General features: G+C 72.0%; 10 protein-coding genes and 2 pseudogenes. 9 read left to right on the top strand and 3 right to left on the bottom strand.

Going from position 1 to position 14,547, the window contains the following annotated elements:
• Positions 1 to 82 precede the first annotated feature (82 nt).
• The gene (locus ACFY4A_RS36600) at positions 83 to 982 is read right to left on the bottom strand and encodes an alpha/beta fold hydrolase (protein ID WP_390833634.1); all 900 of its coding nucleotides are present in this window, start codon (positions 980 to 982) and stop codon (positions 83 to 85) included.
• 108 nt (positions 983 to 1,090) lie between these two features.
• Between ACFY4A_RS36600 and ACFY4A_RS36595 the strand changes: the two genes are divergently transcribed.
• The 9 genes and pseudogenes from ACFY4A_RS36595 to ACFY4A_RS36555 all read left to right on the top strand — a co-directional run.
• Positions 1,091 to 1,552 (top strand): MarR family winged helix-turn-helix transcriptional regulator, encoded by a 462-nt coding sequence (locus ACFY4A_RS36595; protein WP_390833633.1) that lies wholly within the window; start codon positions 1,091 to 1,093, stop codon positions 1,550 to 1,552.
• A gap of 750 nt (positions 1,553 to 2,302) precedes the next feature.
• Positions 2,303 to 2,797, top strand: coding sequence for a hypothetical protein (locus ACFY4A_RS36590; protein WP_390833632.1), 495 nt, complete (start codon positions 2,303 to 2,305; stop codon positions 2,795 to 2,797).
• 185 nt (positions 2,798 to 2,982) lie between these two features.
• Positions 2,983 to 3,168 carry a hypothetical protein gene (locus ACFY4A_RS36585; RefSeq protein ID WP_390833631.1) on the top strand — a complete coding sequence of 62 codons (186 nt, stop codon included), beginning with the start codon at positions 2,983 to 2,985 and terminating at the stop codon, positions 3,166 to 3,168.
• 259 nt (positions 3,169 to 3,427) lie between these two features.
• Positions 3,428 to 5,008, top strand: coding sequence for a TIGR02677 family protein (locus tag ACFY4A_RS36580; RefSeq protein ID WP_390833630.1), 1,581 nt, complete (start codon positions 3,428 to 3,430; stop codon positions 5,006 to 5,008).
• Positions 5,005 to 6,180 (top strand): TIGR02678 family protein, encoded by a 1,176-nt coding sequence (locus ACFY4A_RS36575; protein WP_390833629.1) that lies wholly within the window; start codon positions 5,005 to 5,007, stop codon positions 6,178 to 6,180. Before ACFY4A_RS36580 ends, ACFY4A_RS36575 begins: the two co-directional genes overlap by 4 nt.
• Complete coding sequence (locus ACFY4A_RS36570) at positions 6,177 to 10,283, top strand: TIGR02680 family protein (RefSeq protein WP_390833628.1); 4,107 nt, start codon at positions 6,177 to 6,179, stop codon at positions 10,281 to 10,283. Before ACFY4A_RS36575 ends, ACFY4A_RS36570 begins: the two co-directional genes overlap by 4 nt.
• A 3-nt stretch (positions 10,284 to 10,286) precedes the next feature.
• On the top strand, positions 10,287 to 11,540 hold the full coding sequence (locus ACFY4A_RS36565) for a TIGR02679 family protein (RefSeq protein WP_390833627.1): 1,254 nt from the start codon (positions 10,287 to 10,289) through the stop codon (positions 11,538 to 11,540).
• A gap of 903 nt (positions 11,541 to 12,443) precedes the next feature.
• Positions 12,444 to 12,605, top strand: a pseudogene (locus ACFY4A_RS36560) (hypothetical protein); the annotation flags it as partial.
• Positions 12,606 to 12,630: 25 nt separating this feature from the next.
• Positions 12,631 to 12,723 (top strand): annotated as a pseudogene (locus ACFY4A_RS36555) (hypothetical protein); the annotation flags it as partial.
• A gap of 247 nt (positions 12,724 to 12,970) precedes the next feature.
• On the opposite strand, the gene ACFY4A_RS36550 reads toward ACFY4A_RS36555, so the two are convergent.
• Together ACFY4A_RS36550 and ACFY4A_RS36545 are read right to left on the bottom strand one after the other, a co-directional pair.
• Complete coding sequence (locus ACFY4A_RS36550; RefSeq protein WP_390833626.1) at positions 12,971 to 13,225, bottom strand: hypothetical protein; 255 nt, start codon at positions 13,223 to 13,225, stop codon at positions 12,971 to 12,973.
• Positions 13,226 to 14,338: 1,113 nt separating this feature from the next.
• Positions 14,339 to 14,547: YncE family protein (locus ACFY4A_RS36545; RefSeq protein WP_390833625.1), on the bottom strand; the 209-nt coding region annotated here is incomplete at its 5' end.

Genomic DNA, 14,547 nt, shown 5'->3' with positions numbered 1-14,547 from the left:
CTGGATTTCTGATCAGGAGACCTTTCGCGCGAAGGCCGCAGCGGGAACCCGGATGTCGGCGACCGCCGGCCTCTGTCGCGCGTCACGCGGCGTCCGTGAAGAACTCGGTGAGCTTCGTGTTCAGCGTCTCCGGCCGCGTGAACGGGATCATGTGGTGGGAGACGTCGGGAAGCGTGTCGACGATGGCGTGTGGCAGGGTTCTGCTCGCGCGCTTGGCGACGGTATCGATGCTGTGCACCCGGCTGCACTCGGCCAACACCACGAGTACCGGAACGTCCAGCGCATGCAGGACTGACGGTTTCGGCCGCCGCCCGGCGATGATCTTGCTGGTCGGGACTGCGGTGCTGAGCCTGTGCAGGGCGAGCCAGTCCGGGTCGAGGTCGGCGCCGGCTGTTTCCCAGTGCAGGTAGGCGTCGTTGCCTCGGGCTGGGCGCAGCATGCCGGGCAGGGCGTGCCACAAGCAGGCCGGGGCGAACCCGGCGAAGCACTGGGTGGGGTCGAGCAGAGCGAGGCGGCCGATGCTGCCGCGCGGCGCCTGCAGGGCGTGGGCCAGGGCCAGCCAGGCGCCGAAGGAGTGACCGCACAGGTCGGCGTGTTCGATTTTGAGTGTGGTGAGCACGTGGGCAAGCCAGTCCAGCAGGTCATGCCGGGTGCGCACCGGCTGGCCGGTGTTGCTGCTGCGGCCGGGGTCGCCGATCGTGTCCGGCGCGTAGACGCGCCGGGTTCGGGCGAGCGTGGCCGCGTTCGCGTACCAGGAGGCTGAGTTGGACCGGCCTCCGTGCAACAGCACCAACGGCGGCGCGTCGCGCGGTCCGCAGGCGTTGACCCGCGTCACACCGAACCGGGAGGGCACATCGATGGCCTCGACCGGCACGCCCCATCGCGCCATCAGCGTGTCGTAGGCCGCGTCGAAGGCGCCGAGGTCGCCGGGAGCGGACGCGGACGGTTGGGAGGCCGACTGGGATTGGGCTCGTGCGTGCATGATGGCCCCGTTCGCCGATAGTATCGATGAGTGAGTAACTCACTCATCGAGAGAATAGGGGGGCGGCGGATGCCACGCAACGCACCTGGCAGCAAGAAGACGGATCCCGTGGCCCCAGGCAGCCAGACGGCTACGCACACCCGGATGGGCCTGGTGCACCTGCTGCGGTCGGTCGCCGTCGACCTCGACCTACAGGCCGCTGCCTTCGCCACGGAGTACGCCCTGCACCCGACCGACCTGCGTGCCCTGATCGCCCTGCTCGACGCCGAGCGCGCCGACGAGTCGATGACCCCGGGACGCCTCGGCACACGGCTGCACCTGAACTCCCCGGCCACAACCGCCGTGATCGGCCGACTCGAAGCGCTCGGCTTCCTTACCCGCGAACGCGACCCGCACGACCGCCGTCGGGTATTGCTCATCGTCAGCCAGGAAGCCAAGACGCTCGGCTGGAGCTTCTTCGGACCCCTGATCGCACGAATCCTCGCTGCCCTGGACGGATTCGACGAAAACGACCTCGACGCCTACGAACGAGTCCTGCGCGCCATCGCGCAGACACTACCGACGGCCTGATACGCCAGTCTGGTTTCGTGATCTTGCGTCAGGGCCGACCGGGTACTGGTACGGCCACCGCGTGATCATCGGGGGTTGTGTGGACTCCTGAAGATCGTGCGGTGGCCCGCAGGCCATAGCGTAGACCCTGCCCGCTGGCGGGCGATGTTCGACCAGGTCATCGCCCGGATCGCGGGCAGGTTCAGGCGAGTTGAGCCCTGGGCCGCGGCCCGCGCCTACCTGCTCGGGCTGCTGTCGGGCGTCGAGCGGAAGAACTGCTGGCAGCCGGCCGAACAGGCGGGCCATACGCGGCCTGGGCCGATGCAACGTCTGCTGCGCTACGCCGCTGGGACGCCGATGCCGTCCGCGACGACATCGGCACCGGCAGCCATCGGCACCTGCTCATCCGACGCAACCGGTCCACCGGCGAACTCGCCTTCTACTGCTGGTCACCCGCCAAGGTGGCGTTGTCGGAACTGCTCCCTGTCGCTGGTGTTGTCGGCAACGGCTGAATTTGGGGCCAGTTCGAACGGTTTAATCGTGAGCAGGCGGCCACACTGGCGGCGCGCCGGGGGTGGTTGTGAGGCAGCGGCCGGGGAGCCGGCGGCAGGGACGTCAGAAGCATTCTTCTTTCCGGTCATGTGGCCGTTGTTGATCGAGGCTCACTCGTATCCCGGCCGTCAGAGACGACAGAGACCGCCTACGAGGTGAAGGGCGTCTCTCCCGGGCCTGCTCAGGGCCGGCGGCCGACAGCGGACCGACTCCACGCACGTGATCAGCGCGATCCCCACGCTCAACCGGCTCGAGCTGGTGGGTGAAACACTCCGGGCCGCGCTGGAAGCACTCGCCGCCGCGGTCCCTGACTGGCTCACGACCCACACCCGGCCGCACTGGGCGGAACGCTACGCACACCGGTCAGAGGAATACCGGTTGCCCAAGAACGATGCCGAACGGCTGGCCTATTGCGAAAGCGTCGGCGCGGACGGCGCCGACCTGCTGGCGGACCACGACGGACCTGATGCCCCGCCGTGGCTGGGTGAGCTCCCGGCTGTCCGGACCCTGCGACGGATCTGGGATGAGCACTACCGCCGGGGGGACTCCGGCCGGCCGCGATGGCGCACGTCCAAGCAGTTACCGTCAGCCGGGGAAACGGCAGGCCAGCCCCTACGACCCGGACGCCCGTTAGAGGGCTTCTCGAAACCGAGTGTGGGGCTGGGAATTCAGTACAGGTGTGCTGTTCAGGTGATTGGCTGCGCGCAGGCATGACAGCAGGGCCTCTCGGTAGCACAGAGGGTGTCTACGCCACTGCTCACCGGGAGGCCCTGTTGCCGCAGTTGTATCGGTCTGTCGTGGAAGAGTCCATTCCGGACACGCGGGTGTGTCACTGCTTCGCCCACACGTACGCAAACGCCGCAGACAATCCGTCCGGCGGGCACTGCTATCCGACCGACATGGCGGACGCGGAGTGGACCACGGTCCGCGGCATGATTCCGGTGTCGGCGTGGGGCGAGGGCCGGGGCGGCCGGCCCGAGGAGTACTGCCACCGCGACATACTCGACGCGATCCGGTACGTGGTGGACAACCCGTACCTCCCCCTCACGGAACTCGGCGTCGTAGATGCTTCCTGGATGCCATGACCTCCACCATCGGCCACGGTCTCCGCAGAAGGAGGGGAGGTACATCCGCGGCCGCAGTGTCCACGGTGCCGGTCGGTGCGGGCCCGCGGTGCGCCTTGCCGCCCTCGACGAGCGTGCCGCAGCCAGGACTGGGGATTCTCTGCCACCTGATCCTGTCGCCGCGGGCCGCACCGTCACAGCCGTGCCGACGGGCGGCCCGGTGGCGACGATTCCCGGGTTCGCGTCCGAGCAGGTGGCTGGGTCTGAGAGACTGGGATTCGTGTCCGACGTTCCACAGCCCCAGCCGTTCGCCTATCTGCAGGCGCCGAACGCCGCCCTCTACGGCCGGATACTGACCGTGTTCGCGCAGGCGCGGGAGCGGTTCATCGTCCATCTGCGGCCGGAGGACGTGGCCGCCGAGCTGCGCCAGGGCTTTGATGGTACGCCGACGGTGTCGGTCGAGGCCGTCGGCGGAGCGTTGGAGAAGCTGGTCGAGTGGGGCAACCTTCGGGCGGACGCCGACACCGGCCGGGTGACCTCGGTCGAGGACTTCCACCGGGCGCGCTACCTTTACCAGCTCACCCGCCACGGTCAGGCCGCGCTGCGCGCGATGGTCGTGTACGAGCAGGCGCTGGGCCGGCGCGGCCAGTTGCAGTCGGTCGCGCTGGCGGACATCGCCGAGCAGCTGGGCTCGCTGCTGCTGCTCGCGCAGGCGGAGGACCCCGATCCGGCCAAGACGCATCTGCTGCTGCTGCAGATCGCCGAACGGTTCGGCAGCCTGGCGGACAACGCCCAGGCGTTCATGGCATCGCTGCGCCGCACCATCGACTTCCAGGAGGGCGACGAGGAGGCGTTCGTCGCGTACAAGGACCGGCTGGTCGAGTACATCGAGCGCTTCATCGCCGACTTGGCGGGCCGCGGCGCGCAGATCGCGGACCTGCTTACCCGGCTGAACGCGGCCGGTGTGGAGCGGTTGCTGCTGGCGGCCGCCCGGCGGGAGGCCGGCGACGCCGTACCCGACGCGGACGAACCGGAGGCGGAGCAGGCGCGCGCGGAGGCGACGCACGCGGCGCTGAGGGCGTGGGAGAACCGCTGGCGGGGCCTGGCCGACTGGTTCCTCAGCCGGTCGACGCGGCAGCCCTCCCAGGCGAAGCTGCTGCGCAGCGCGGCGGTCAGCGCGATCACCGGCCTGATCAACACGGTGGCGGCGCTGAACGAGCGGCGCGGCGGCCGCTCGGACCGGTCGGCCGACTTCCGGGCACTGGCCCGCTTCTTCGCGCAGGCCCCGGACGACGCCGCCGCGCACCGCCTGTGGCGGGCGTCCTTCGCCCTCGCCCCGGCCCGGCACCTGACGGTCGACGCCGCCACCGAGGCGGCCTGGCGGGAGGCGGACCTCGCCGCCACCACTCCGTGGGCCGACGCTCCGCCGCTGGAGATCAGCCCGCGGCTGCGCGAGACCGGTTCGTACGAGCGGCGCGGCACGCCCAACCGGGTCGCGGACCGCACGGCGGCCCGGCAGGTGCTGGCCGAGCAGGTCGAGCGGGAGGCCGCCCAGACCGCCGCCGCCCGGGCCCGGCTGGCCACCGACGGCCCGGTGCCGCTGTCCCGACTGGCCGGCCCGGAGGGGCTCGACCCGCACGCGTTCCGCTTGTTCCTCGCGGTGCTCGGCGACGCGCTGTCGGCACGGGTGCCGGGCGAGAGCGAGTCCTCGGCGGTCACCGGGGACGGTACGATGGAGGTCCGGCTGAAACTGGTGGACCCGGACACGGTGGTGGAGATCCCGACCGCGGACGGTGTGCTCTTCGGGCCCGAGCACGTCGTCGAGATCATCGACCTCGCGCCCACGGGGGATGCGGCATGACCGACGCGGATGTCCAGGCCGAGCGGCGCCGGGCCGCCCGCGCGCTGCTCGCCTCACCGCTGATGACCAGCGGCAGCGAGGAGTTCCGGCTGGTCCGCAAGCACGCGGGCGAGCTGGCGGCCTGGTTCACCCAGGAGACCGGTTGGCGGCTGGTGGTCGACGCCGAGACGGCGCGGCTGTACAAGTCGCCGGTCCGGCTGGACGACGCCACCCGTCCCGCCCGCGCGCCGCGGACCAGGGTGCCCTTCACCCGCCGCCGCTATGTGCTGCTCTGCCTGGCACTGGCCGTGCTGGAGCGGGCCGACGCCCAGATCACCCTGGGCCGGCTGGCCGACGGTGTGCTGACGGCGGCCGGCGACCCGGTGTTGGCGGCGGCGGGGATCGAGTTCCGGATGGACCGCCGCGAGGAGCGCTCCGACCTGGTGGCCGCCGTGCGGCTGCTGCTGGACCGGGGTGTCCTGCACCGGGTGGCCGGCGACGAGGAGGCGTACCTGTCGGAGGCGTCCAACGACGTGCTCTATGACGTACGACGGCGGGTCCTGGCCGCACTGCTGGCCGCGACCCGTGGCCCGTCCACGGTCGAGGCCGCTGCCCCGCAGGAGCGCCTGATGCTGCTCACCTCCGAGGTCGCGCCCGACACCGAGGAGCTACGGCTGCGGGCGCTGCGCCACCGGCTCACCCGCAGACTGCTGGACGACCCAGTGGCGTACTACGCCGAGCTGCCGGAGGACGAGCGCACCTATCTGGTGTCCCAGCGACACGCGATCACCCGCCGGATCAGCGAACTCACCGGCCTCGTGGCGGAGATGCGCGCCGAGGGGATCGCCATGGTCGACCCCGAGGACGAGCTGACCGACCTGCGGATGCCCGAGCAGGGCACCGACGGCCATGCCACCCTGCTGGTCGCCGCCCACCTCGCCACCGCCGACGGCCCCCGCACCGAGCCGCAACTCCTCGAGCTGGTACGGCAACTGGCCGTGCAGCACCGCTCGTACTGGCGCAAGGGAGCTGCCGAGCCCGCCGCGGCGGCCGACCTGCTCGCCCAGGCTCTCGACCGGCTCGCCGCCCTCGACCTGGTGACCCGGGAGGGCGGCACCGTCACCGCCAAGCCGGCGCTGGTCCGCTACGCCCTGGCCGCCCCGACCATCCGAAAGGCCCGCTCCCGCGCATGACCGCTCCCCTGCCCGAGCCGACCCGCACCCGCTGGCAGCCGCTGCGCGCCGGGCTGGTCGACCTCTTCTACTACGACGCCGAGGAGTTCCGCTTCCACGACGGGCGGCTGCTGCTGCGCGGCAACAACGGCACCGGCAAGTCGAAGGTGCTCGCACTCACCCTGCCCTTCCTCCTGGACGGCGAACTCGCCGCGCACCGGGTCGAACCGGACGGCGACCGCGCCAAGCGGATGGAGTGGAACCTGCTACTCGGCGGCAAGCACCCGCACGACGAGCGCACCGGCTACACCTGGCTGGAGTTCGGGCGGATCGGGGAGGACGGCACGCCGCAGTACCGGACGATCGGCGGCGGTCTCAAAGCGGTCAAAGGCCGGGGCGTCGCCAAGCACTGGTTCTTCACCACCACCCTGCGCGTCGGCCCGGAGCTGGCGCTGATGTCCGCTACCCGCGTCCCCTTCACCCGGGAGCGGCTGCGCGAGGCGCTGCAGGGCTACGGGCTGGTCCACGACACGGCCGCCGAGTACCGCAGGGCGGTGGACGAGCAGCTGTTCGGCCTCGGCCCGGGCCGCTACGAGGCACTGGTCAACCTGCTGATCCAGCTACGCCAGCCGCAGCTGTCCAAGAAGCCGGACGAGAAGCTGCTGTCCAAAGCGCTCACCGAGGCCCTGCCGCCGCTCGATCCCGCCCTGATCGGCGAGGTCGCGGAGGCGTTCCGCGGCCTGGACGAGGAACGGCACGCCCTCCAGGCGCTCGCCGAGGCCTCCGGCGCCGCCGCCGACTTCCTGACCCACTACCGCCGTTACGCACAGATCTCAGCAAAGCGGCAGGCCGCCGTGGTGCGGGTCGCGCACAGCCGGTACGAGCACCTGGGCCGCGACCTCGGCGAGGCGGAGGCCGAAGACGCCGCCGCCGCCGAGCAGGTACAGCGGGCGGAGACGCGTCTGGCGGAGCTAGAGGACGCCCGAGAGACCCTGGGAGCCGCCCGGGAGGCGCTCACCCGCAGCCCCGAGATGGACGCCGCCCGCGAGCTGGAACAGGCCGGGAAGACCGCCGAGGCCCTGCGCGGCGTCGCCGACGACCGCACCGTCGCCTGCCGCACCGCGCGCCGCCAGGCCGACGACTGGCAGCGCCGCGCCGCCGCCGCCCACGCCCAGCACGAGGCCGACCGGGGCGCCCTCGCTTCGGCCGACGACGCCGCACACCGCGCCGCCGAAGCGGCCGGAATCGACCACGCGCCGGTGGCCGAGGCACTGAAACGCGACCAGGCACTGTTCCCGGACGCCCGCCGGACCGGTGAGCGGGCGGTCGCACGCCGCCGCCAGGCCGTCACCGGCCTGGTCGCGCTGCTCACCGAGGCCGAGCAGGCGGGCGGGCGGGCCCGTACGGCGCAGACCGAGGCCGCACGCCGCTCCGCCGACTTCGAGGCCGCACGCGAGCGGTCCGCCGAGGCGTCGCGGGCCGTCGCCGAGCAGGGTGCGGCCCTGACGACGGCCTGGCGCGCCTGGGCCGCCGCCACGTTCGAGCTGCGCCTGCCCGACCCCGACCAGGCCCTGGCGGCTCTGGAAGCCTGGACGGACACCCTGGCCGGCCCCGACCCGGCGGCCGAGGCCGCCGCCGCGGCGTACCGCACGGCCGTGGGCGCGCTCACCCGCCGCGAAGCCGAACTCGACGCTGAGGACGCCGGGGTACGGCGCGAACTCGCCGCCGTGGACGAGGAGGTCGCCCGCCTGGAAGCCGGCGGTCACGACGCCCCGCCCCTGGTGCACACCCGCGACCCGCGCGCCCGCGAGGACCGTCCGGGCGCGCCGCTGTGGCGGGCCGTCGATTTCGCCGACGCCGTACCGGCCGAGCACCGCGCCGGGATCGAGGCCGCGCTGGAGGCCGCCGGGCTACTGGATGCCTGGCTCACCCCGGACGGCACCCTGCTCGACGCCGACGACGCCGTGCTGCTGCCCGGTACCAAGGCGCCCGGCACCAGTCTCGCCACCGTGCTGCGTCCGGCCGTCGACCGTGCCGACCCGCTGGCCGCTGCCCTCGGCGACGAAGCGGTGTCGGCCGCCCTCGCCGCGGTCGCCCTCGGCGGGGACACCGGCCACCACACCTGGGTGGCCACCTGCGGCCGTTACCGGATCGGCGTCCTGGCCGGCCGCTGGACTAAGCCCGCCGCTCACTACATTGGCGAAGGCGCCCGGGAGGCCGCCCGCCGCTCCCGTCTCGCCGAGCTGGCTGCCCGGCGTGGCGAACTCGCCAGCCAGCTCGACGAGTTGGACGAGCAGCGACACGCCGTCCGGGCCAGGGCCGCTGCGCTGGCCGCCGAGCAGCAGGCCCAGCCCTCCGACCATGCACTGCGCGAGGCACACACCCGCGCCGGTCACGAGGCCGAGGCCGTACGCCGTCTGACGGACCGCCTGGCAGAGGCCGAGCGCGAGGCCGCCGCCCGTCAGGAGGATGCGGAGCGCGCCGACCGGGAGGTCCACGAGTACGCCCTGGACACCGGCCTGCCCACCACCCGCGAGGACCTCGAGCAGGTCCGCGACGCGGTGTCCGGCTACGTCGCCGCCCTCGCCGAGCTGCTTCCGGCCGCCGTCGCCCGGGCTCGCTCCGCCGGCCTCGCATCCGAGACCGCCGTCGAGGCCGAGACCGCCGCCGCTGCTCTCGCCGAGGCCGAGGAGGCCGAGACCGCCGCCCGTCGCACGGCCGACGCAGCGGTGGAGCGTCACCGGGTGCTGGCCGAGACGGTCGGAGCGAGCGTCGAGGAGCTGTACCGGCGACTGGCCGAGGCCGAAGCGGCCATCGCCGCCCGGGACGCCGAGGAGAAGACCGTCCGCCGCAGGCGGGACGAGGCCATGACCGCCCGCGCCCGCGCAGAGGGCCGCCGCGGTGAGATCAGCGCCCGGATCGAGGAGGCCGTCGCCGAACGCGACCGGGCCGTGACCGCCCTCCACTCCTTCGCCGCCACCGGCCTGCTCACCGCGGCCCTCCCCGAACTCGCCGTCCCGCCCCTGGACGAGCCCTGGGCCCCCACCCCGGCCGTGGCCCTGGCCCGCACGATCAACCAGGAACTCGACGGCACCGACGACTCCGAGCGCCGCTGGGAACTGATCCAGCAGCGGATCTCCGCCGAGCACAAGACGCTCACCGACGCCCTCGGCCGCCACGGCCACTCGGTCGGCATGACCCTGCACGACGGCATCATGATCGTCGACGTGGTCTTCCAGGGCCGCACCCACGACGTGCCCGCCCTCGCCGCCTCGCTGCGCGAGGAGGTCGCCCAGCGCACCCGCCTGCTGTCCGCCAAGGAACGTGAACTGCTGGAGAACCACCTGGTCGGTGAGGTCGCGGGAGCCCTCCAGGAACTGATCGCCGCCGCCGAGGAACAGGTGCAGGCGATGAACGAGGACCTCGCCGCCCGGCCCACCTCCACCGGCATGACCCTGCGCCTCGTCTGGCAGCCCGCCAAGGACGCGCCGCCCGGCCTGGAAGCCGTCCGCAGCCGCCTGCTGCGCCAGTCCTCCGACGCCTGGACCCCGGCCGACCGGGCGGCGGTCGGCGAGTTCCTCCAGGCCAGGATCGCGCAGGACCGCGAGAACAACCCCGGCGATTCCTGGGCCGACCAGCTCACCCGTGCCCTGGACTACCGCACCTGGCACGCCTTCACCATCCAGCGCCGCCAGGACGGCCAGTGGCGGCCCGCCACCGGTCCGGCCTCCGGCGGCGAGCGCGTGCTCGCCGCCTCCGTCCCGCTGTTCGCCGCGGCCTCCTCGCACTACTCCTCCGGCAGCCCGCACGCCCCGCGCTTGATCGCCCTGGACGAGGCGTTCGCCGGCGTCGACGACGACTCGCGGGCCAAGTGCCTCGGTCTGCTCGCCTCGTTCGACCTGGACGTGATGATGACCAGCGAACGCGAGTGGGCCTGCTACCCGACCGTGCCCGGCATCGCCATCGCCCAGCTGAGCCGCCGCGAGGGCATCGACGCCGTCCTGGTCACCCCCTGGCGCTGGGACGGCACCGCACGCACCCGCGAGGCCCGGACCGCCCCGTACGTCCCCGCCCAGGCCCTGGCCGCCGGAAAGAGGCAGCCGTCCCTCCTCCACGGTGAGTAGCCGATGACGGACCTGCCGCGGCTGCACCGCCTGCTGGGCGGCCCCGAGACCGCCTGGCTGCTGGAACGCGCCCGCAACCGGCTCGCCACCGGCCGGCCCCTGGACAGCCCCGCCACCCTCAAGGCCGCCACTTCCGAGCAGCGCCGCGCGGTCGAGCTGCTGCTCGGCCGCCGGCTGCGCTCGGGCAGCTCCCTGACCGTGCCACTGGCCGAGGTCGACCGCGTGCTGCGCGCATCAATGGCCTGCCCGGACGGCCTCGCAGCGGCGGTGGTCGCCCTGACGGGCCCAGTGACCGACCGGCGGGCCGAGGAAGCCGCCCTCGCGGCCGCCTGGCAGCGGGCGCTGGTCGAACTCGACCACCCCGGCGTCGCCGACCGGGCCGGCCTCGCGCCCTGGCGGGCCAAGGTGGAGTCCACCGGCCTGCTCAAACGCCTCTCCGGAGGCGACCCCGTAGCCGCACGGGAGCTCGCCGCCGACGCGGTACGGGTACTCTCCGCGCTCCCCGCCGACGGCCTCACCCTCCCCGTCCTCGCCGCCCGCACCCTGGGCGACGCCCACGCCCTGGACGACGGCCGCCCGCTGGCCGCACTCGTCCTCTCCGCCGTCCGCGCGCTTGCCGCGCTGCCCGAGACGGCCACGGGCGCCGACGGCCGCCGAGCCGCCTGGGCTGCGGCCGGCGTGGCACTGGACGACCTCTCCTCCCGCGTCCTCGTACACGGCCTGCCCGGTTCCCCCCGCACAACGACCGGCCACATCCTCGCCGCCGCCCGCGACGGCGGCGAACCCTGCGTCCTGACGCTCCGCCAGGTCGTTGGACGACCGCCCGGACTCGGACTGAACGGTCACACCGTCCACGTCTGCGAGAACCCCGCTGTCCTCGCCGCCGCAGCCGACGAACTGGGCTCCGACTGCCCACCGCTGGTCTGCGTGGAAGGCAACCCGTCCGCCGCCGCCCGCACCCTGCTCACCCACATCGCCGACCAGGGCCACCCGATCGCCTACCACGGCGACTTCGACTGGGGCGGCATCCGCATCGCCACCGGCATCCTGCGCCTGCCGACCGCCGTGCCCTGGCGCTACGACACCCCCTCCTACCTCGCCGCCGTCGAACGCGGCCTCGGCACCCCGCTCACCACCGGCACCCCGACGCCCACCCCCTGGGACCCCACTCTCGCCGAGGCCCTTACCCAGCACGCAGTACGCGTCGAGGAGGAACACCTCCTCGACCAACTGCTCGCCGACCTTGGCACGCACTGATGCGTGCCATACGTGTCCATTACTGACTTCAGCTCGTCAGAGTGAACTCAGTCGAAGTCCCTGATGCGCCGCCTCACAGCGCAGCAGCTCCCTCTGGTCGATGAACCAGGTCGCTGTGGCACGCACCGTGACGAAAACGGGCGCCGGCTTGTACTACTTCCGAAACTCAATCACCATCGGGCGGGAAGCCCAGCGTCGAGCCGCAGTGTTGGTCGATGACGCGCAAGGCCTTGAGGCGTGGGCTTCGAGCCAGTCGGTGGCTGCGGCCGCCGCGTCGATCTGGTCGTTCTTGGGCCGCCCGCCACGGGAGAGCTCACGGACCGGCTGGTCGCTGCGGCAGGGATATCGACGACGCTCTCGCCGCGGGCGATGAGCCACTGAGCGAGATACCGGCCCAGTCCGTTGGCGTTCTCCACAGCCCACTTGGCACTGCAGTTACCGCTTGGCCCAGGTCAACAGCCGCCGGTAGTGGCTCAACGACGGTGGTGATGTGGGTGGACTTGTGGGGACCAACGCCGAGCAGTACTCCTCATGGTCGGACGACAGGACAGCCACGGTCGACACCCGGCTTCCGGAACCAGACGACCGGGACATGCCTCTGTTGAGTCAGGCCGCGGACGGACACCCGACCCGCGAGATATCCCGGGAGAGCCAACCCCGAAGAGCGGTAGACGGCTCACGAGTCACCCGGACCGGCGTCCCACGGCACGCTACGAGCGGCCAACCCGACCGCGTCCCGGCTACCCCCGTACAAGTCGGCGGTTCACCCCCTTGGTCACCCCTGTGGTGGATGCCACCTACCCGGTGCCGCTGGTGTGCTCTCAGCGCACGGACGGTAGATGAGGAGTGACGAGATGGTGCCCGAGCACGCGACCCTGACCCAGTTCCTTCGAGGAGCGTCGACGTCACCCCAGTTCGAGTGGTGAGCTCAACTCGCTCATCCTCGACGTGGCGCTGGCGTGCAAAGCGATCTCCCGGCGCATCGCGTCCGGGGCGCTCACGGACCTGATCGGCAACGCGGGCGCCGTCAACGTGCAGGGCGAGCAGCAGCAGAAGCTCGACGTGGTGGCCAACGGCACAGCAGGCCGGCGGTCTGGCCAGCACCGGCCGAGAGCGCGTCCTGCAGGTGAAGCCCACCGATCTCCACCAGCGCATCGGCTTCATCTTCGGCAGCCGCGAGGAAGCGGCTACGCGATCCGCGTGCCGGTGCCGACCGGCTCGGCCACCGACCTCACCTTCGGCTCGTCGCAGGGCGCGCAGCACGGGAGGGAGGGGCCGCTCCACGCTGAGCCTGGACCAAGATTGTCCGGCTCCAGATGGTCCGGGGCCGGGCGTCGGTGGACGCCCCAGCCCTGGCCGAGTACTGGGCCGCACGACGGCGCTGGAACAAACCCCCGCTGAGTCCGGCGGTGGTGAAGCTGCAGAATGGATCACAGGAGTGCGGCGGTGTGATGTGGAGGGGGGTGGGCCTTTTCGATGCCGGCGTGTGCGAGGGTCTTGTCCTTGTCGCGCCGGTCGATTTGGGCCTGGGTTCTGGGGGTGGTCTCGAAACGGTGGTGCAGCCGACGCGGTTCGTCTGTCCCGATGCGCGGCTCGGCCGCGGTGCGGGGTCGGGCTTGTTGCGGATGGGGCTTGACGCGCTGGTGATTGGCGGTGATGCCGGTACTGCTCGAGCAGGCGTTCATGGGCCGCCGTGTCCTTGATCAGCGGTTCTGTCCGCGGCATCGCGTCGATCAGCGGCGCTTCCTCGGTCACCACCCCGTGCCTGTGTTCCCTGGCGGCTGCTGACCCGCGGGCGGGCCTGGCGGGGCCTGCGAGGAGAGGTGCTTGCCGCATGGTCTGCCGGTGCACACCCGTCTCCCGGGCAGTCTCCGAGACGCTCATCGCACCAACGCATGCAGAGCGCGAAAACGCCGCAAGCAGTTTATTCGTGCCGCCTTCAATGATTCCTGCGATGCGAGTCTGGCCTGCTCCGAGTGCGCCCTTCCTGTGGAGTCTCAGTGCCGCGCCTACGACGTGACGTGCATGACCAGCGCGGTTTTCGGCGCCTTGCCGACCGGGGTCAGCCGCGCCAGCAGGGGGGACCCTGTCTTCACGGCAGCGCATGCCCGACGACCGGAGCGGTCGGTCACGTCCCGCTCGCAACCAGCCACCGACAGCTTCTAACAGCCCGGCGGGTTCTGGGGGCCCGCGCAGCCCGTGCTCAGCGATTGCGCCGTGGCCTTCGTTGTCTGAGGCGTTGCCGCGGCACTCGTCACGCCCACCGTTCCGGCGAGCAGCGCGGCAACGCAGAACGCGCCGAGGAGGTGTCGGATGCGTTTCCGGGCTGTTGTCACCATGATGATCTCCCTTGGCTTGGGGTGATGGATTACTCCTGATTTGTCGGTTTAGTCCTACAGGTTGGTACTACAGCCGGACCACTGTCAACGGCCTGGGGGTGGGGAGTGCAGTGGGGCGGGTGAGGCAGTGGGGCGGTCTTTGCGGGGCCGTCCCGCGATCGTGTGCCCCTGCCGTATGGAGTGGCGGTACTCCGGACGGGCCACCTACGTGATCGGTGAGGACTGGGCTCCTCCCACGCGTCGGTTCCATAGACGGAGACGAGGAAGATCCACAAGGGAAACACCTCGTCCCTGCCTGCCTACGACCCGGGGAGCCCTGGAGAACCCGGCCCCGGCGTCGGGCCGCAATCATGTCCGCCCGGCAGCCGGAAAGCCGTCGGCCCGCCGCGGCCGGCAGCCGGAAACCGCCGGCCCGCCGTGGCCGACTCGACTGCGCCGGTCCACGTGGGAAGGGGGAGGCTAGAGTTTGATCACTGATACCGAGGCCGAGCCCTCATTGGCCGCGTAGGCGCGGTGTCCGTCGGGGGAGACTGCTACCCATACCGGGTACCCGCCGACGTGGATGGGGTTGCCGACGGTGCGGTTGGTGGTGGTGTCGATCATCGACACCGAGTCCGGGCCGGAGTTGGCTGTGTAGGCGCGGTGTCCGTCGGGGGAGACCGCTACTC

Source organism: Streptomyces sp. NPDC001292 (assembly GCF_042896465.1).
GTDB lineage: Bacteria > Actinomycetota > Actinomycetes > Streptomycetales > Streptomycetaceae > Streptomyces.
Note: the sequence above shows the minus strand (reverse complement) of the source record. Positions and strands in the feature narration are given on the sequence as shown.

Bases quoted from the DNA above. Each gene is read 5' to 3' on its own strand.
- ACFY4A_RS36600 (WP_390833634.1), bottom strand. From the start codon at position 982: ATGCACGCACGAGCCCAATCCCAGTCGGCCTCCCAACCGTCCGCGTCC.
- ACFY4A_RS36585 (WP_390833631.1), top strand. From the start codon at position 2,983: ATGGCGGACGCGGAGTGGACCACGGTCCGCGGCATGATTCCGGTGTCG.
- ACFY4A_RS36575 (WP_390833629.1), top strand. From the start codon at position 5,005: ATGACCGACGCGGATGTCCAGGCCGAGCGGCGCCGGGCCGCCCGCGCG.
- ACFY4A_RS36570 (WP_390833628.1), top strand. From the start codon at position 6,177: ATGACCGCTCCCCTGCCCGAGCCGACCCGCACCCGCTGGCAGCCGCTG.
- ACFY4A_RS36565 (WP_390833627.1), top strand. From the start codon at position 10,287: ATGACGGACCTGCCGCGGCTGCACCGCCTGCTGGGCGGCCCCGAGACC.
- ACFY4A_RS36550 (WP_390833626.1), bottom strand. From the start codon at position 13,225: ATGAACGCCTGCTCGAGCAGTACCGGCATCACCGCCAATCACCAGCGC.